The 17,343-nt window shown below is 36.4% G+C and carries 27 protein-coding genes; all 27 read left to right on the top strand.

Going from position 1 to position 17,343, the window contains the following annotated elements; translation table 11 throughout:
* Positions 1 to 6 precede the first annotated feature (6 nt).
* Positions 7 to 663 (top strand): BRO-N domain-containing protein, encoded by a 657-nt coding sequence (locus BMY85_RS01520; RefSeq protein WP_092475459.1) that lies wholly within the window; start codon positions 7 to 9, stop codon positions 661 to 663.
* A 4-nt stretch (positions 664 to 667) separates the two neighbouring features.
* A complete protein-coding gene (locus BMY85_RS15445; RefSeq protein ID WP_177180573.1) occupies positions 668 to 811 on the top strand; it encodes a hypothetical protein in 144 nt (47 codons plus the stop codon).
* A gap of 14 nt (positions 812 to 825) precedes the next feature.
* Complete coding sequence (locus tag BMY85_RS01515; RefSeq protein ID WP_092475455.1) at positions 826 to 1,062, top strand: hypothetical protein; 237 nt, start codon at positions 826 to 828, stop codon at positions 1,060 to 1,062.
* Positions 1,063 to 1,099: 37 nt separating this feature from the next.
* Complete coding sequence (locus BMY85_RS01510; protein ID WP_092475452.1) at positions 1,100 to 1,336, top strand: hypothetical protein; 237 nt, start codon at positions 1,100 to 1,102, stop codon at positions 1,334 to 1,336.
* A 219-nt stretch (positions 1,337 to 1,555) separates the two neighbouring features.
* Positions 1,556 to 1,726, top strand: coding sequence for a hypothetical protein (locus tag BMY85_RS15440; protein WP_177180572.1), 171 nt, complete (start codon positions 1,556 to 1,558; stop codon positions 1,724 to 1,726).
* A 32-nt stretch (positions 1,727 to 1,758) separates the two neighbouring features.
* Positions 1,759 to 2,397, top strand: coding sequence for a hypothetical protein (locus tag BMY85_RS01500; RefSeq protein WP_092475424.1), 639 nt, complete (start codon positions 1,759 to 1,761; stop codon positions 2,395 to 2,397).
* A gap of 17 nt (positions 2,398 to 2,414) precedes the next feature.
* Positions 2,415 to 3,572 carry a DUF1351 domain-containing protein gene (locus BMY85_RS01495; protein ID WP_092475421.1) on the top strand — a complete coding sequence of 386 codons (1,158 nt, stop codon included), beginning with the start codon at positions 2,415 to 2,417 and terminating at the stop codon, positions 3,570 to 3,572.
* A gap of 2 nt (positions 3,573 to 3,574) precedes the next feature.
* Complete coding sequence (locus tag BMY85_RS16010; protein ID WP_330387172.1) at positions 3,575 to 4,426, top strand: ERF family protein; 852 nt, start codon at positions 3,575 to 3,577, stop codon at positions 4,424 to 4,426.
* A gap of 12 nt (positions 4,427 to 4,438) precedes the next feature.
* Positions 4,439 to 4,903, top strand: a complete 465-nt coding sequence (locus BMY85_RS01485; RefSeq protein WP_092475418.1) for a single-stranded DNA-binding protein — start codon at positions 4,439 to 4,441, stop codon at positions 4,901 to 4,903.
* Between the two features lie 168 nt (positions 4,904 to 5,071).
* Positions 5,072 to 5,566: a hypothetical protein gene (locus BMY85_RS01480; RefSeq protein ID WP_092475415.1), complete on the top strand. Its 495-nt coding sequence runs from the start codon at positions 5,072 to 5,074 to the stop codon at positions 5,564 to 5,566.
* Positions 5,550 to 6,110, top strand: a complete 561-nt coding sequence (locus BMY85_RS01475) for an ERCC4 domain-containing protein (protein ID WP_092475412.1) — start codon at positions 5,550 to 5,552, stop codon at positions 6,108 to 6,110. The genes BMY85_RS01480 and BMY85_RS01475 overlap by 17 nt, the downstream gene beginning before the upstream one ends.
* Before the next feature lie 2 nt (positions 6,111 to 6,112).
* On the top strand, positions 6,113 to 6,364 hold the full coding sequence (locus BMY85_RS01470; RefSeq protein ID WP_092475409.1) for a hypothetical protein: 252 nt from the start codon (positions 6,113 to 6,115) through the stop codon (positions 6,362 to 6,364).
* Positions 6,361 to 6,840 carry a CHC2 zinc finger domain-containing protein gene (locus BMY85_RS01465; RefSeq protein WP_092475406.1) on the top strand — a complete coding sequence of 160 codons (480 nt, stop codon included), beginning with the start codon at positions 6,361 to 6,363 and terminating at the stop codon, positions 6,838 to 6,840. Before BMY85_RS01470 ends, BMY85_RS01465 begins: the two co-directional genes overlap by 4 nt.
* Entirely contained in the window at positions 6,837 to 8,756 is a 1,920-nt protein-coding gene (locus tag BMY85_RS01460; RefSeq protein WP_092475400.1) for a DUF927 domain-containing protein, read from the top strand. The genes BMY85_RS01465 and BMY85_RS01460 overlap by 4 nt, the downstream gene beginning before the upstream one ends.
* 12 nt (positions 8,757 to 8,768) lie before the next feature.
* On the top strand, positions 8,769 to 8,993 hold the full coding sequence (locus BMY85_RS01455) for a hypothetical protein (RefSeq protein ID WP_092475397.1): 225 nt from the start codon (positions 8,769 to 8,771) through the stop codon (positions 8,991 to 8,993).
* Positions 8,994 to 8,997: 4 nt separating this feature from the next.
* A complete protein-coding gene (locus BMY85_RS01450) occupies positions 8,998 to 9,189 on the top strand; it encodes a hypothetical protein (RefSeq protein WP_092475394.1) in 192 nt (63 codons plus the stop codon).
* A 304-nt stretch (positions 9,190 to 9,493) separates the two neighbouring features.
* Complete coding sequence (locus BMY85_RS01445) at positions 9,494 to 9,796, top strand: hypothetical protein (protein ID WP_092475378.1); 303 nt, start codon at positions 9,494 to 9,496, stop codon at positions 9,794 to 9,796.
* Positions 9,796 to 10,626, top strand: a complete 831-nt coding sequence (locus BMY85_RS01440) for a DNA adenine methylase (protein WP_092475375.1) — start codon at positions 9,796 to 9,798, stop codon at positions 10,624 to 10,626. The genes BMY85_RS01445 and BMY85_RS01440 overlap by 1 nt, the downstream gene beginning before the upstream one ends.
* Entirely contained in the window at positions 10,607 to 10,984 is a 378-nt protein-coding gene (locus BMY85_RS01435) for a hypothetical protein (RefSeq protein ID WP_092475372.1), read from the top strand. Before BMY85_RS01440 ends, BMY85_RS01435 begins: the two co-directional genes overlap by 20 nt.
* Before the next feature lie 11 nt (positions 10,985 to 10,995).
* Positions 10,996 to 11,403: a hypothetical protein gene (locus BMY85_RS01430; RefSeq protein ID WP_092475369.1), complete on the top strand. Its 408-nt coding sequence runs from the start codon at positions 10,996 to 10,998 to the stop codon at positions 11,401 to 11,403.
* Between the two features lie 5 nt (positions 11,404 to 11,408).
* On the top strand, positions 11,409 to 12,158 hold the full coding sequence (locus tag BMY85_RS01425) for a hypothetical protein (RefSeq protein WP_092475362.1): 750 nt from the start codon (positions 11,409 to 11,411) through the stop codon (positions 12,156 to 12,158).
* A 300-nt stretch (positions 12,159 to 12,458) separates the two neighbouring features.
* Positions 12,459 to 13,286 (top strand): terminase small subunit, encoded by an 828-nt coding sequence (locus BMY85_RS01420; protein WP_177180571.1) that lies wholly within the window; start codon positions 12,459 to 12,461, stop codon positions 13,284 to 13,286.
* The gene (locus tag BMY85_RS15435; protein ID WP_177180570.1) at positions 13,267 to 13,413 is read left to right on the top strand and encodes a hypothetical protein; all 147 of its coding nucleotides are present in this window, start codon (positions 13,267 to 13,269) and stop codon (positions 13,411 to 13,413) included. Before BMY85_RS01420 ends, BMY85_RS15435 begins: the two co-directional genes overlap by 20 nt.
* A gap of 15 nt (positions 13,414 to 13,428) precedes the next feature.
* Positions 13,429 to 13,566, top strand: coding sequence for a hypothetical protein (locus tag BMY85_RS15430; RefSeq protein ID WP_177180569.1), 138 nt, complete (start codon positions 13,429 to 13,431; stop codon positions 13,564 to 13,566).
* Positions 13,556 to 14,896 carry a PBSX family phage terminase large subunit gene (locus tag BMY85_RS01415; protein ID WP_092475360.1) on the top strand — a complete coding sequence of 447 codons (1,341 nt, stop codon included), beginning with the start codon at positions 13,556 to 13,558 and terminating at the stop codon, positions 14,894 to 14,896. The genes BMY85_RS15430 and BMY85_RS01415 overlap by 11 nt, the downstream gene beginning before the upstream one ends.
* Before the next feature lie 13 nt (positions 14,897 to 14,909).
* The gene (locus tag BMY85_RS01410) at positions 14,910 to 16,271 is read left to right on the top strand and encodes a phage portal protein (protein ID WP_092475359.1); all 1,362 of its coding nucleotides are present in this window, start codon (positions 14,910 to 14,912) and stop codon (positions 16,269 to 16,271) included.
* Positions 16,268 to 17,311, top strand: coding sequence for a minor capsid protein (locus BMY85_RS01405; RefSeq protein ID WP_092475358.1), 1,044 nt, complete (start codon positions 16,268 to 16,270; stop codon positions 17,309 to 17,311). Before BMY85_RS01410 ends, BMY85_RS01405 begins: the two co-directional genes overlap by 4 nt.
* Positions 17,312 to 17,343 lie beyond the last annotated feature (32 nt).

Raw genomic sequence — 17,343 nt, 5'->3', positions numbered from 1 at the left:
GGTAGCATGGAGCAGATAAAAGTGTTTGAAAATTCAGAGTTCGGACAAGTTCGGACAGTTTCAGTTAATAACGAACCTTGGTTTGTATTAACTGATGTATGTACAGCATTGGAATTGAAAAATGTCTCAATGGTAAAGGAGAGATTAGACGAAGATGAACGGTCTAAATTTAACTTAGGTCGTCAAGGGCAAGTAAACATCGTGAATGAGAGTGGACTATATGCAGTTATTCTCAGAAGCGACAAACCGTCAGCTAAGAAGTTTCGTAAATGGATTACTTCTGATGTACTTCCATCAATCAGAAAGACAGGAAAATATGAAACTGTCAAGCTGACAGATGAACATGTCAAGGCATTGGAATACATAATGAAGTCAACGAAAGAACAATTACCTTTTGTATCTAGCATATTACAAGATGCAGGGTTCAATATGGGGACAAGCAATGCTGAATCTTATGAGGACAAGTTTATTAAGTCTCTGGATGTAGTTGGAAGAATTACAGATGATGTGTATGAGGAATATACAACTAAATTCGGTGCTGATTCGTTAAGTAAGACGTTGTTTAGTAGAAAGGTAAACCTTTTACATGGGACAAGCACAAAGACTAAGAAAGTAGGAGCAGTTACAAAACGTACATATGAGTTGAATATTAAGGAGGTGTGATACAATGCCAAAAAAAATTGATACGGCAGAAAAAATCGAGTTTCTTCTGAGAGCAGCGAAGATTTGGGACATGCTTTCAGAGAGGGAAAAAGGACGGCTGGAAGGTCAGCTATATGTCTATGAAGTATCCCAACCACAAACAGCATGATCGGAGGGTAAAAAATGCCAAAGATTAAATTATCTGAGCAGGAAGAAAAAGACAGAAGAGCAAGAGCTTGTATTGCAAAAAACATGGAGTTAAACGGATTGAATGATGAATCAGTAGCAATAAAGCTTCATGTTACAAAACGTACTTTTCAAAACAAGAAAAAGCGACCAGGGACATTTACTCTTGCTGAATTAAGAAAATTATCAGAGGTATTTAAATTATCAGATGAAGATAAATTGCAGTTGATTTAAAGTAACAGAGCTAAAACAGAAAACGGGAGGTTCAATTATGAATAAGTATTGTGTCGCTAGTGTGCATGTAGATTCAGAAAAAGCGAGTGTTAGCTATTATGCGTATTTAAATAATAGCTATGGATTACACAAAGTAGACAGTTGGAAAGATGATGCCGTATGCTGGTATGACACTGAAAAAGAAGCAATGCAAAATCGAATTAATCATGAAGATTGCGTGTTAAGATTTAACACAGATTACATACCTAAATTTAGCAAAGTTGAAGTTAAATAATTTGGGATAGGACAGATAGAAAGTGTGATTGTAACAAATGCGAGCTTAAAAACTCATGCGAGGTTGCTTTTAAATATCAAAGACTTGATCGAAAAGGTGCACTTGGATTATGTAAGAAGTTATAAAAAAGTGGGTGTGCTGGAACACGAACCCACAAAGATAATATTTCAAGCACATTGTACCATGTCTGATGGAATTGTGCAAGATAGGAGTGATTGAATGAAAAGGACTGCAATTGCAGTAAAAGATATCAAAGAAGGGCAGATTATTAGCTTTGATAGAAAAACAAAGTCTGTAATGCCTTATACATATGGCACTGTGGTAAAGATTACTGAAAATACAATTTACTTTAAAAGAGGTTCTAGTGAGTTCGGAATAAGAAAGAATTGAACTGTAAAGTTTGCAAGAAATAGGAGGTCGTTATGGGATTAATTGAATTTTGTAAAAGGGCAACTCAGAGAAAAAGTAGAAAGATTATAACAAAACGTAAAGTTGAAGAGTTCCGCGGATGCGGAAAAGAATGCACAGCTGAACAGCTGATTGAAGCGTTCCACCAGCAACCAGTTATTTCGAGCTTGGGTGAAGTACTTAGCCTTGACCTGCTTCTAACTGCAAAAGGGAACAAGTTCAAATTTGAACTGTTACATAAAGATTTTGAAGCTGCAGCTTATATTTTAAGCAAGGTGTATTCAGCTCCTGATTCATTCAGATTCTACAAGAAGTGGTTACTAGTTTCTGGAACAGTGATATCATGCAATGACATTGACAGAATTGTTCGAAATCGAATAAAGCAGTCTGAAACTGTTACTTCGATAGTGAAGAAAGCTATTGAAGTAGTAAAAGAAAACTGGATTGTTGATAAATTTCCTAATAGAACTGGTGAATGTTTTGAAACAACAATGTATGCTACTTCAGATACAGAGTTTCAAGAGCCGTACGTTCACACATGCGAGTATCTAGGAGATGGCAAATGGGATTCACCATCAGGTTTTTATGTTGCGGCGTGGAAGATTGTTGAACCTTATGTTCCAGGTGATGTAAATAGTTTTAATGTTCGTTAAAGAGGGGGAAAAATATAATGTCGGAAATATTAGAATTACAAGTATCATACCAAGCAGGTGTGATTACAGGAAATTTTGAAGATGTTAAAGCGTCAATTGAAGCTAAGATTTCTGATTACACTAATGTTGTGTATACATCAGATACAGTAAAAGATGCAAAGAAAGATATTGCGGACCTAAGAAAAATGAGAAAAGTCATTGATGATAAGCGTAAGGAAATCAAAAGAACTTGGGATGATCCTTACAAAGCATTTGAAAAAATGGCTAAGGAACTTATTGCAATAATTGATGAACCTATTGAACAGATTAATTCACAGCTTGAAGAATTTGAGAATCTGCGAAAAAAGGAAAAGAGAGAGCAAATTAAAGCAGAGTATGAGAAGAGATTTGATTCCGAACTGGCTGAATATTGTCAGCTAGAATCAATATGGGATGAAAAATGGTTGAATTCAACAACTACTATGAAATCAATCAAGGATACTATGGATGCTAAAAAGTCAGCTGTTGAGGAAAGCATTGCAACTATTAAAGACTGTGGAGAAGAAACAGAAGACAAGGCGTTGAAAATGTTTAAGGCAGGGAAGAGCTTACAGGAAGTTCTTGCATGGATTAACCAGTATAGAGTGCAAAAAGAAGAAATTTTTAAAAAGCAACGAGAGGAAGAGCAGGAACGTCAAAGAAAAGCAGAAGAGGAAAGAATCAGAAAAGAGGAACAGGAACGTCAAGCCAAGGCAGAAGCAGAGAGAAAAGAAGCAGAAGCCAAGGAAAGCAATGAGAATATGGCACGCGAATTGGTGCAGGAGCAGTCAAAGCAAGAAACCTCGTTTGGTGGATTCAGTCAACAGCAACAGGAACATAAAGAACCGGTTCAAACTGGATTCTCACAGGAGCAGTCTGGCTTTGGTGGATTTGAACAAAGTGCGGATCCAAATGCAAGTAATAATTTTGTTGGATTTGAACAACAAGTGCAAGATACACCACCAGTTCATGGTGTTGAAGGATTTTCGCAAGAATCGCCATCAACAGGGTTTGATACACCACCAGTTCAAGGGTTTGGTGTAAAACAGGAAGAGCATAGACAGGTTGTGTTTACTGTTAGAGTTGCTAACGAAATGGCGAATCATTTTGAGGGTTTAATTACTCAATGGGGTTACACTGATTTTGACAGGAGGTAACCATGTACATTCCTGCAGGGCATCCAGATGAAATAAAAATGGATATTGCTGAGATTATTAAAGTAGTAGTTGATAACGAATCAAATATAGAAGAAAAGAAAGGAAATGATGAAAAAATGGCAGAATCAAGAGTAATTGGAGTACATAAAAAGTTAGCAGAAGTTCAGAGAAGATTGGTAGCACCAAAGAACCAGTACAATTCTTTTGGAAAATACAAATACCGCTCATGTGAGGACATATTGGAAGGTGTTAAACCTCTTCTTTCAGAGGTTGGAGCAACATTGATTATCACGGATGAAATTGTTCCATGTGGGGATAAAAGAGTTTATGTTAAAGCGACTGCAACATTTACTGATGTTGAAACGCAAGAAAAGATTTCTAATTCGTCTTTTGCAAGAGAGGAAGAGTCTAAGAAGGGTATGGATGCAAGCCAAGTAACAGGTGCTACAAGTTCTTATGCACGAAAGTACGCACTCAATGGGTTGTTCTGTATTGATGATAATAAAGATCCTGATACTGAAGAGTTTAAGAACCAGCAAAATCAACAACAAGTTTACGAAACTGTTCCAAATAACCAATTTGGTCAGCAATATCAGCAACAGCAAGTTCAACAGAATAGACCTCAACAGCAATCTTCTCAGCAGCAACCAGCACAGCAGAATCCTAATCAATCTAACAAGTACATGGTAGAAACAGTAAGAAAATTGTGTAAAGCATTGAATGTACAAGAGGGGCAAGTATTAGGATTTGTCGCTACAAAGAATCTTGAAACGATGACGGTTCAAGAGTTTGACCATATCATGCAGTGCTTTAAGGCAACTCCTGGATATTCAGAAGGCTTGCTTCAACAATAAGGAGGTTCTTTAATGAATAAAGTTAGTTTAGTAGGAAGATTAACAAGAGATCCAGATATAAGATATTCTCAAGAATCATCAATGTGTGTTGCTTCATTTTCGGTAGCAGTTGATAGAAGATTTAAGCGTCAAGGAGAACAAGAAGCTGATTTTATTAGCTGCAAAGCATTTGGAAAAACAGCAGAGTTTATTCAGAACTATTTTTTTAAAGGTATGAAGATAGGTCTTACTGGTCGGATACAAACAGGAAGTTACACAAACCGTGAAGGACAAAAAGTCTACACAACTGATGTTGTCGCAGAGGAAGTAGAATTTGTTGAAAGCAAGAACAATCAGAACCAAGGACAGCAAGGTGGATATCAGCAACCTGCAGGTGGTTTCAATCCTCAAAATGCGAATGGTCCATCTGGATTCGCCGCAGGTGATGGATTCATGAATATTCCTGATGGAATTGATGAAGAGTTACCCTTTAATTAAAGCACCATTAAAATGTTCAAGATGCGGGAGAAGAATGATGCCTGATTCAACATTTGTTGAAAATGGCATCGAATACATCGACAATTTCAGATGTGAATTTTGCTTACATCTTGAAATTACAGATGGTAGCATTAGATTGAAAGATTATAAATTTTAAAGGTGGTCAAAGTGGAAAAGTTTTTTATCTTTGCAAAAGATGGTGTATTTTATACAGAGTATATGAAATACAAAGAAGATTTGAAAGCAAACCGAATTGTCTTCAATAATCTTCGTGAAAAATTCGGAATTGAAGCTACAGAGTATCTACCAAGGAAAGAATATTTGTTTATAGTTCCAACTTTGAAGGATGAAGATAAATTTAATGAACAGTTTACAGCTGAAAGACATGATAATGGATTGAGAAAATTCAGAAGATATTCAGAAGTAGGTAAGGCATGGGTTCGGCTTGTACGTGATACTAAAGTACCTCAAAAACCAAATTTATTTCGTTATATAAACGGATGTGGTTGTTGGAGAGAGAGAATTTTTGAAATAGGTGATATCTTATATTGCTCTATACATACAGACTATGCAGACATAAAGCTTGATAATGATGTTGTTGAAATGAAAGCTAGTGAATTTTATAAATTGATTGAGGATAATCAAGATGGACATTCAAGTTGATAGCAGAGAGAAATCAAAAGCTATACATAAAATTCTATCAGAGTTTGATAATCAAGGTGTTAGATGGTATGTGTCAAAACTGCCTTGGGGGGACTACATGAACTTGGACAACCCAAGGCTGATAATTGACAGAAAGCAGAACTTGACTGAACTAACAAATAACGTAATACAAGACCACAAGCGGTTTGTATCTGAGCTTGAAAAAGCTAAGGAACACGGCGTAAAACTTATCATTCTGGTGGAACATGGTGGAATGATAAAGTCATTGGATGATGTTATTTGGTGGAAGAATCCTCGCTCAGAGAAGCGTGTTAAGGGCGAGGATGGAAAGTGGCATACAGAACTAGTTGTCTACAAAAGAGAAATAGTGGACAAGCGTACAAATAATAAATATACAAGAGAGTTCCACCCAACAACTGGATTAGAACTGTATAAAATACTAGTCACAATGCAGGAAAAGTATGATGTTTCTTTTCAGTTTTGCGATAAAAGGCAGACTGGAAAGAGAATAATTGATATTTTAAATAATTACAAGGTGGTGTAAATATGAAAGACGAGTTTAAAAAAATTGCAAAATCAATTGAAAAATTAGCGAAGAAATATAATTTAGATTATGTTTCTTGCGATTTACTCGATAACTCTATAAACGTTATTGGATTTGATAATAGTAACAAAAAAGTTGATCTTTTTAAAAAGATCGGCGAAAAGGAGTATACAGACATGCTTGAGTTAGTCTTAATTAAGAACGAATTAAAAGGAAACGGTTCGGAATACTTAGACCCCGATTTGGAACAATGACAAGCGAAGATCTTAAGATTCTGCACCCAATGAAAGAGGTTGTGGAGTCTTACGGAATCAAAATCAATCGGAGTGGGTTTTGTATGTGCCCATTCCATCATGATAATAAGTCGGCCAGTATGAAAATTTATAAAGATAATTTCCACTGCTTCGGATGTGGAGCGGATGGAGATATCTTTACATTCGTAATGCTGATGGACAATTTGACTTTCAAGGAAGCTTTCAAGTCTCTTGGCGGATGTTATACTCACTCATTTTCAGAAATGCGAGAAATTGAGAAAATTAAGCGTAAAAGAGCAAAGACAGCAGAATTGAGAACTGATTTAAAGTTTAGAATAACTCTCTGCCAGAAACTTATTGATATATACAGAATGCAAACTTTAAAATATCCACCATTTTCAGATGAATGGTGTCTTCATATGAATGCTTTGCAATATCAAATCGCAGAGCTTGAATATCTAACAGATATGAGGTGAGAACAATTAACGTAGAAACTTTAGATTCTGTCAGCATTCTTGCTGATGAAATATTTTGCGAAATAATGGATGAAAAGGACGAGATAGACCGTTCAAGGTTGGAATTAGAATGTATGTCTCGTGCCAGGGAGCTTGGAAAGCTGACAGAATTTAAGAAACTTCTATCAGCATACAAAAAAAAGGAAAAGGAATACTTAAAGGCTGAAAGTGAAAAGAAAATCGGAAATGATTCATTTGAACATTATACAGACTTTAGCATTCCTGAAGATGCTGGATTCGATAATCTGTTCTGTGGTACATGGATTGCAACAGACCACGGGATACAAACATATGGATTCATGGGGCAACCTATTCTTGCTTGCTATCACCCAATATTGCCTGTAAAGCGTATGGAGAACGCTGAGACTGGAAAAGAAAAAATAGAGCTTGCTTTTCGGAAAGGTTTCAAGTGGAAAAAGATAGTTGTCGAGAAAAATCAGATAGCAAGTTCGAGCAAGATAGTATCTCTGTCTGATTACGGAATAAGCGTAACATCGGAAAATGCGAAAGCATTAGTAAGGTATCTGGCAGATATAGAGAATCTTAATGTAAACATGATCCCTGTTCAGATATCAACATCTAAATTGGGTTGGATAAATGGGCAGTTTATGCCTTATGGTTCAGACATAATTTTTGATAACGAATCAAAGTTTAAGACTGCTTTTGATTCGATTAATCCAAGTGGAAGCCGTGAAATGTGGTATAAGACGGCTAAGAAAATTCGTTCCTCTGGTAGATTTGAGCCTAACATAATGCTAATAGCATCTTTTGCAAGCGTATTGATAGAGGGATTAAATGCTTTGCCTTTTATTTTAAATTTATGGGGAGACAGTGGGCGCGGAAAAACAGTTGCTTTAATGTTTGCTACATCAGTATGGGCAACCCCTAAGGACAACGATTACATAACAAGCCCAAAAAGCACGGTAACAGCGCTTGAATTAAGGCTCGATTTTCTGAATAACTTGCCTATGATGATAGATGATATGGCACAAATAGCATCGAAATTTGGTAATGATTATACTGAGCTGGTTTACATGCTTTGTAGTGGTGCTGGTAAGGACAGGGCGAATGCAACATTAGGATTAAACAAGTCTACCAGTTGGCGGAACGTAATTATAACTAACGCTGAACATAGTCTTATTACAGAAACAATGCAGGGCGGGGCAGTAAACCGTGTAATCGACGTTGAAGCGGATGAAGGAAATTTTTTTAAAAGCGGAAACGAGGTTGCAACATCTGTAAAGCAGAACTATGGATGGGCTGGGTTTGATTTCATACAGGTTTTGCAGTCAATTGGCACTGATAGAATAAAAAAAATTCAGAATGACTTTAAGGACAAGCTTAACAATGCTGCTCATGGACAAGGTGTTGAAAAGGAAGAGAAGCAGGTTCTTCCGATGTCTATTCTTCTTACGACAGATAAGATTGTTACAGACTATCTGTTTAAAGATGAAATGTATCTTGATTTTGACAGATGCTTAAGCATTCTTAAGAACAAAGGAGAGGTTTCAGAGAACCAGCGAGCGTATGATTTCATCATGTCAGAGGTTGAAATCAACGTAAACAGGTTCAATCCTGACCAGTACGGCGATTACCACGGGGAATGTTGGGGATGCATAGATGCAGGTTATGCAGTTATCATCAACAATATATTCTCAAGGATGGCTGAGAAAGGGAACTTTAACAAGAAGAGTTTCCTTAACTGGGCAGAGAAACAAGGTCTACTTCTTACTAGTGGAAGTAGCCAAACAAAAACTAAAAAAATGAAAAATGGTTCGGCGCCAAGGTGTGTGTTCTTGAAGCTGGATCATGGAAGCGAGTACGAATCCATCAAGGACCTTCTTGATGAATCAGATGTACCGTTTCCAGTAGAATAGGAAGTGAAAAAAGTGGAAGCAAACAAAGTAATTGAAAGCTTTAAAAATGCATGGAGAGCAATGGTAAAATTCTACCATGAAAATCCAGATGAAAATATGCGGTGTGCTTTGAATTTACTATCAAAAATTATTGGAAAAGTTGAAACAGAAGTTAATAAAGAAGCAAGAAGCAAAAATGAAATTAAGCAATTTACTATTGATGATTGGATTAAGATGCTTGAAGAAATGAGAGGGTGAAAATATGGGAATTGGTGATGGAGTAAACACATACTCGGATAGTATGCTTCTGAATATGAAAAAATCTGAACTGATAGAGATTATCAGATGCCTTGAAAAGAATTGTTGTACTCATTTAGAGACTATTGAGAATCAAACTAATTATCTTAAAAAGCTTACAGGCGGTGACAATTTTCCGTCACTGCAAGAAATCTAGTGTTTGCAAGGCTTACAGAGATTTTTCAAGCCGAGGTGACAAAAGTGACAGCAAAAACAATATACCTATATAAATCATACTAAAAAAATGAATATTTAAAATATTTTTTTACTCGCGTATAGGTATACTCTCAAAAAACTGTCACTTTGTCACCTAAACTATGAAAGCCTTGATATATAAGGCTTACAGCAATTTTGAAAATTGTCACTTAACTGTCACCGATAGTTTAAAAACTGTCACCGACAACTAAAAAAATGTCACTTTTAAACAATATCGCAATATAAAAGGGGTGTAAATTGCAAGAATGAAAAGAAGTAATCCAAAACAGATAGAATGGAGCTTTGAAACTACTAAAAAGATACTTAGTAACTATATAAGCAAAGATTTACAGTCTGAAATGATATGGATGATGCTAATGTCTGATTGCAATTCAGTAGTAGAACGTACTGGAAATGACTTGCTGACTGAAAAGCTTGTTCTTGCAGTTTGCCAGTACCTAGAGGAAGTTGAACGTGCTGAACGTGGAGACAAGCCCGTTCTGATAGAAAAAAAAGTTACTGGTTTTACTCCAGAAACTGAAATTAAAGGATTTAAGGTTGGTGAGTGATGAAAAGTATACTTAGATATCCAGGCAGCAAGTGGAATCTAGCCAATCGAATAGTTGGAATGATTCCACCGCATAAAAGTTACCTGGAACCGTTCTTTGGAAGTGGAGCAGTGCTTTTTACAAAGAAGCGTTCTCACATAGAAACAATTAACGATTTAGATAATGAGATTGTAAATCTATTCAAAGTTATTAGAGAACGGCCAGACGATTTGAAACATGTAATTAAGTTTACACCTTATAGCAGAGAAGAGTACAACAATGCTTTTCTGATAGAAACAGATGATCCGATTGAAAGAGCTAGACTGCTCTTAGTTAAAAGTCTGCAGTCACATGGATTCAGAGTTACGGAAAAGAGTGGGTGGAAAAACGATGTTCAAGGAAGAGAGAAAGCTTACTGTGTAGAACACTTCAATCAGGTACCACAATTGATAGAAGAGGTAACTGCAAGATTAAAGATGGTACAGATTGAAAACATGGATGCGATTGAATTGATTAAGAGGTTTAACTATTCAAACGTATTCATGAATTTAGATCCTCCTTACGTGCTTTCTACAAGAACTAGAAAGCAGTACAGGCATGAAATGTCAGATTCAGATCATGTAAGATTGCTAGAAACAATAGTTGATAGCAAAGCAAAAATTCTAATCAGTGGATATCAACATGATATGTACGATTTTTATCTTAAAGGTTGGAATAAAGTAACATACGATGCTACTGCTGAACATGGGTTAAAACGTAAAGAGGTTATTTGGTATAACTATGATATTTATGAGCAATTAACATTAAATCAATGGATGGAGGATGGTATTAATGTTGGAAACATTAACTAATAACAAGCTGAGAACAGAGTTTATTGATAATTTCAAGAGTTGGGAACTTATTTCTCACAATGCAGTGACTGGTGAGAAAATTTACTTCCACCAGATGAAAAATGGTGCTGCATTTGCAGTTAAAACAGCTATGAAACACATTTACGATGGAAGCCTTAAAGAGATTGTACAGTGCTATTACCTGCTTAATGTAAACGTTAGATATGATGGAACGAAGAATGTTTTCGAAGTAGTTGACGGAACAACATTCGCTGACTGTGTTCAAAACAAGCCAGTTCTGGTTGAGTTCATAAAGGAGTATCAGAGGGGGAATGTTAAAAGCATAGAAGAACCGAACGGACAGATTCGTTTTGCTTAGGAGGTGGCTTGATGGAATATAGAGATGCTTTGAGAGAACTTAAAAGTTATCCTAAGCTTGTACTAAGAAGTAAAAGGTTGTTGGAAAATATAAAAGAATTGGAACAAAAGATAAGTTCTGCTAAAACACAACAAATTGATGATATGCCGCATGGTAGTGGGAAAAACTCAGACTTAAGCGATTATATAATAACAAAAGAAGAGATTGAGAACAGGAGAAAAAAGACAATTGAACATATTGCTGAAATCGAAAATAAAATATATCTCATGGAAGATGACGAGCTTTCTGAAATAGTACGCTTAAGATACAAAGATGAATTGAACTGGTCAGAGGTTGGGAACCAATTTGACAAGTCAGAAAGTTGGGCAAAAAGCAAGAATAAGTATGCTGTTGAATCTTATATGAAAGTTGGTGTGTAGTTGGTATGAAACATGTAGTTTTATTTAGCGGAGGAGTAGCAAGTGCATATGTTGCTCATATGGTAAAAAATGAGTTAGGCAAGGAAGGACTGAGGGACATTGTGTTATTAAATACACCAACGTGGAGTGAGGACAGGGATATATATCGCTTCATGTGTCAGGTAGGTAGAAAATTGAAATTGCCTATTACAATATGGGGGGATGGAAGAACTATCTGGCAGCTAATACAGGATAGAGGAGCAATTCCAGGAAACTTTATACCGTTTTGTACACAGAGGTTAAAGCAAGAAATGAAGGAGCAGTATTATAAATACTTGGAACGAATGGGAGAAGAGTACATAGAATATGTTGGCTTTGGAGCTGATGAACCTAGTAGGGTACAAAAGGCATATGCAAGAGCACAAAAGCATGGAAGAAAAATCAGATTTCCAATTGCAGAAAGCTGTATTTCAAGCGAAGAAATAAAGAAGTTCATTACAGAAGAATGGAAGCTTCAACTGCCAAATGCATACAAGGCTCTAAAGCATAATAATTGTATTCCTTGCTTCAAGGGAGGGAAAGAATACTTCTATCAAGTATATAAGTTTTATCCAGAACAGTTCGAACTTGCTAAACAAGCAGAAAATGAAACTGGATATACTGTTTTTAAGGACACAAAATTAGAAGAACTTGAAAAGAACTTCATGAACAAGGAAGAATGGGAAAATAACCAATACCAGATAGCAGATTTTATTCCTTGCGATTGCTGGTTATAAATTATTATTGGATAGCGCAGGTCAACTTAACATATTTGATACAACATAAAATGTATGCAAATGTACGATATTAGACAAACATGTTCACACATATACAAAACAATGTGTTACTATAAAAGAGTGATACGATTAATCATCTAGCCGAAAAGTACCAGCAGTTAAAAGTTGGTACTTTTTTTATTGCAAGAAAAAACACTATATTAATATATATAGTGACAATAATTATTATATATATATACTTTAATACGTCAGGTCAACCTATGTTGTTTTAAATGTATGTCACGGAAGGAGCTGAGAAAGATGGCTAGGAAACAAAATCCATTAAAGGAAGAAGCAAGACAAATGTATAAGGCTGGAAAGCAATTGATTGATATAGCCAAGCAGCTCAGTAAGCCAGAAGGGACAATTCGTCGATGGAAGTGTGAGGGTAAATGGGATGCAGATCCAAACACTGTTATTGCGAACGTTCAGAATAAGAAAAACGAACGTTCGAAAAAAGTGAGCGACGGAACAAAGGAAACAATGAGCAATTCTGACTTAACTGAAAAGGAAAAGCTGTTTTGCTTGTATTACATAAAAACGTTTAATGCAACTCAAAGCTATATAAATGCGTTTGGATCTTGTTACAATACAGCTAATGCGGAAGGTTACAAGATGCTTGTAAAACCATGTGTTAAGACTGAGATAGACAGGTTGAAAGAAATCAAGCGTCAAAATATAGTTGCAGATGCAAGCGATATAGTTGATTTGCAGATGCGAATTGCATTTTCTGACATGGGTAACTATGCTAGATTTGATGGAGATTGTGTATTGCTTGAAAATTCAAAGAATACTGATACTCAGCTTATAAAAGAAGTCAAGGTTGATTCAAAAGGCGGAATGAGCGTTGTTTTACAGGATAAGCAGCAAGCAATAAATTGGCTTACAAAGTTCTTTGAACTGTTTCCATCTGATAGAAGAAAAGATGAATTTGCATCCAAGAAGCTTGAGCTTGAAATGCTTAAGATTGAACTAAGCCAGAAAGATGATGTTCCATCAGAACAGGAAGATGATGGCTTCTTGGAATGCCTGAACGCTACTGCAGGAGATGTGTGGAAAGATGATAACGATGGCAACAATGGAATATAGATGTGCGTGGATGCATTGCATTAGCGGCAGATGTCTAGTACACTACGATCCAGCAGCAGGAAAAGGATGCGATTTTGAACCAAGTTATAGAAATCAATTGATGCTTACTCTTTGTGAAGATGAATAAATTGGAGGTTGTCGTATGAATAATAAAAATATATTGCCATGTAGCATAGAATACATGCTAAACATGATTGAAAAGAGTTTCATGTGTTATCCAAGCATTGAAATAGAACATGTAAAAATAGGTTACTTTATGTTAGGAGGTGATGCGGATTGACTTAAAAAGCATTGATGAAAGAATTAAAGCAGTCAGGGAGAGAGCTAAGAAAAAGGTAAAGAACGTAGTAAAGCAGAAATGCTTTAAGTTCAAGCCTTTTAGTAAGAAGCAGAAACAAGTTCTTACCTGGTGGTGTCCAGCATCACCAGTCAGAAATCAAGATGGCATTATTGCAGATGGGGCAATCAGATCGGGTAAAACGGTTTGTATGTCCCTTTCGTTCGTTATGTGGGCAATGTGTTGTTTTAATGGACAGAACTTCGGTATGTGTGGAAAGACCATAGGAAGTTTCCGAAGGAATGTTCTGTTCTGGTTGAAACTGATGTTGAAGAGCAGAGGATACACATTCAAAGACCATAGAGCAGATAATTTGTTAGAAGTTAGCCGTGGTAACGTGACTAACTATTTTTATATGTTTGGTGGAAAAGACGAGAGAAGCCAAGACCTTATACAGGGTATCACGCTTGCGGGGGTATTCTTCGATGAGGTCGCTTTGATGCCTGAGTCATTCGTGAACCAAGCAACCGGACGTTGTTCGGTTGACGGAAGTAAATTCTGGTTCAATTGCAATCCAGACGGACCAATGCATTGGTTCAAGCTAAACTGGATTGATAAGGCAGCTGAAAAAAAACTGTTATACCTGCACTTTACAATGGATGATAACCTGTCTCTTTCTGAGAAGATAAAGGAAAGATACAGGAGCATGTACACCGGTGTATTCTACAAGCGCTTTATTTTAGGACTGTGGGTAGTTGCTGAGGGAATCATATACGATATGTTTGATTCAGCAAAGCATGTTTGCAATGTGTTTTCAAACATGCTAGATGAATACTATGTAAGCTGTGACTATGGTACACAGAATGCTACAGTGTTCTTGCTCTGGCGGAAAAGGTCAGACGGTGTTTGGTGTTGCATTAAAGAGTATTATTACTCTGGCCGTGATGAAGATAAGCAGAAAACAGACCAGGAGTACTTAGAGGACTTGAAAGATTGGCTTGGAGGAATAAATCCAAGAAAGATAGTTATTGACCCATCTGCAGCAAGCTTTATTGCATTGTTAAAGAAGAATGGGTTCAAGATTAAAAAAGCAAAGAACGATGTACTTGATGGAATTAGATACGTCGGAACATTGCTTAATCGTAATTTGATTGCATTTTCTAATCAGTGCACAAATACACTAAAAGAATTCTCTTCTTATACATGGGACTTAAAGGCTAGTGAAAAAGGCGAGGATAAGCCAATAAAAACACTTGACCATGCAATGGATGCGGTAAGGTATTTTTGTTATACAGTTATAAGAAAACCTGCAGGAATTGCAATAATGAAATAAGCGAGGTGATAAAGTGGATTTAGATGTTATAAAAAAACTAATAAAAAAATATGAATCAGGACATATGGATTTTGTAAACGCAGCAATGACAGCTGAGAGATATTACAGAAATGAAACAGATGTCCTATTTCAAAAAAAGAAAGAGGATGAAGATGGAAACCCATTGAGGAATGCAGATAACAGAATTCCAAGGAACTTTCATGGACTGATAGTGAATCAAAAAGCATCTTACGCATTCACGGCACCTCCAATTTTTGATGTTGGAAATACTGCTGCAAATAAAACAGTTGCTGAGTGTCTTGGTGATGAATACGCAAAAAATTGTATGGAGCTGTGTATTAATGCTTCTAATGCTTCAATTGCTTGGGTTCATTATTGGCAAGGTGATGAAGGATTTGAGTGGGCAGTTGTTGACAGTAAGCAGATTATACCTGTTTGGTCAAAGAAGCTTAAGAAAACACTTGTTGGAGTGTTAAGGGTTTACAATGAAATTGACGAAACAGACAGTGCCAGCTACACGGTATATGAGTATTGGAGCGAAACAGAGTGTCAAGCGTTCAAACGAATAAATGAACTTGATACGCTTGAATTTTACAATATGTTTTCAGATTCAGCGGATAACTCTGATACATCAGAGTATAAGCACAACTTAGGAAGAGTTCCGTTTATACCGTTCATGAATAATAATATTGGTACCAATGATTTAAAGAATATCAAACACCTTATTGACGTTTATGATAAGGTGTACTCTGGATTTATCAATGATTTAGATGATATCCAAGAATTGATTTTTATACTTTCTGGTTATGGAGGAACTGAACTGAGTGACTTTTTGAAAGACCTTAAGAAATACAAAACAATAAAAGTTGATGGTGACGAGGAAAACGCTGGTGTTAGCACTCTTTCAATTGAGATTCCAATTGAAGCTAGAAAAACCATACTTGAAGCAACCAGGAAAGCAATTTTCGAGCAGGGGCAAGGGTTTGATCCTCAGCCAGAAAGCTTCGGAAATCAATCGGGTGAAGCTCTTAAGTTCATGTACAGTTTACTCGAAATGAAAGTCGGTCTTATGCAAACTGAATTTCAGTTGGGATTTGCTGAATTGGTAAGAGCTATATGCAAGTATAAAGGAATTGAATGCAAGACTATAATCCAAACTTGGACCCGCACTTGTATAAAGAATGACACTGAACAGGCTCAAATTTGCAAAGATAGTGTTGGAATTGTTAGTAAACGTACAATACTTAAGAATCATCCTCTGGTAGAAGATGCAGATAAGGAATTAGAGTATCTGAAACAGGAAGAGGAAGAACAGGAAAAGAAGTTTGACCCTTACAATGGGAATGTTCCACCAAAGCAGGAGGATGTTGAATGAGTAAAGAATCTGCTTACTGGAAAGAACGGTTCGTACAATTGGAGAATGATAGCTATGTAAATTCTCAGAAGTATTATAACGACTTGCAAGAAATATTTAGACGTGCCAAGAATGATATCACAATGGATATTGAAAAATGGTACATGAGATTAGCAGACAATAACGATATTAGCTTGTATGCTGCTAGAAAACTTCTTAAGAAAAATGAGCTTGAAGAGTTTAAATGGGATGTTGACAGATACATTCAAGCTGGTGAAGATAATGCTGTTGATGGTGCTTGGATGAAGCAGCTAGAAAATGCATCCGCAAGGCATCATATTTCATACTTGGAAGCTTCAAAAATCGCAATTGAACAGCATTGTGAGCTTTTAAGTACACTTTACGAAGGTGGAGTAACAGACTTCTTAAAACAGTCATACTCAGAAGCCTACTATAAATCGGTTTTCGAGATTCAAAAGGGAGCAGGTATTGGATTTGAGTTCACAAAGATTGATCCAAACAAGGTCGATTTACTTATACACAAGCCTTGGGCAGTGGATGGGAAGAACTTCTCGGATAGAATATGGAGTAACAAAACTAAGTTGATTAATGAGCTACAAAACCAGCTTACACAGAACTATATTCTTGGCAGAGAACCAGGAAAGGCAATTGATGCTATAAGTAAAAAGTTAGATGTTAGTAAAAAGAACGCTGGACGTTTAGTTATGACGGAATCAGCGTTTTTCTCGTCTGTAGCTCAAAAGGATTGTTTTTCAGATTTAGGGGTTGAACAATTTGAGGTTGTGGCAACCTTGGATAGCCATACCTCAGATATCTGTCAGAGCATGGACGGTCAACACTTTCCGATGTCGCAATGGCAAGTCGGTGTAACAGCTCCACCGTTTCATGTCTGGTGTCGTTCTACTACTGTACCATTCTTTGATGACGAGTTTGATTTAGTTGGCACTCGTGCTGCAAAGGGTTCTGATGGAAAAACTTATGAAGTACATTCAAATATGAAGTATAAAGAGTGGAAAGAAAAATTTCTTAAGGAAGGATGATAAATTTTTTTTTTGTCCGAAATGACGTTTAA

Origin of the sequence: [Clostridium] polysaccharolyticum, assembly GCF_900111595.1 — a bacterium.
Classification (GTDB): Bacteria; Bacillota; Clostridia; order Lachnospirales; family Lachnospiraceae; genus Clostridium_AI; species Clostridium_AI polysaccharolyticum.
The sequence above is the reverse complement of the archived record's forward strand: the minus strand, read 5'-3'. Positions and strand labels throughout refer to the sequence as shown.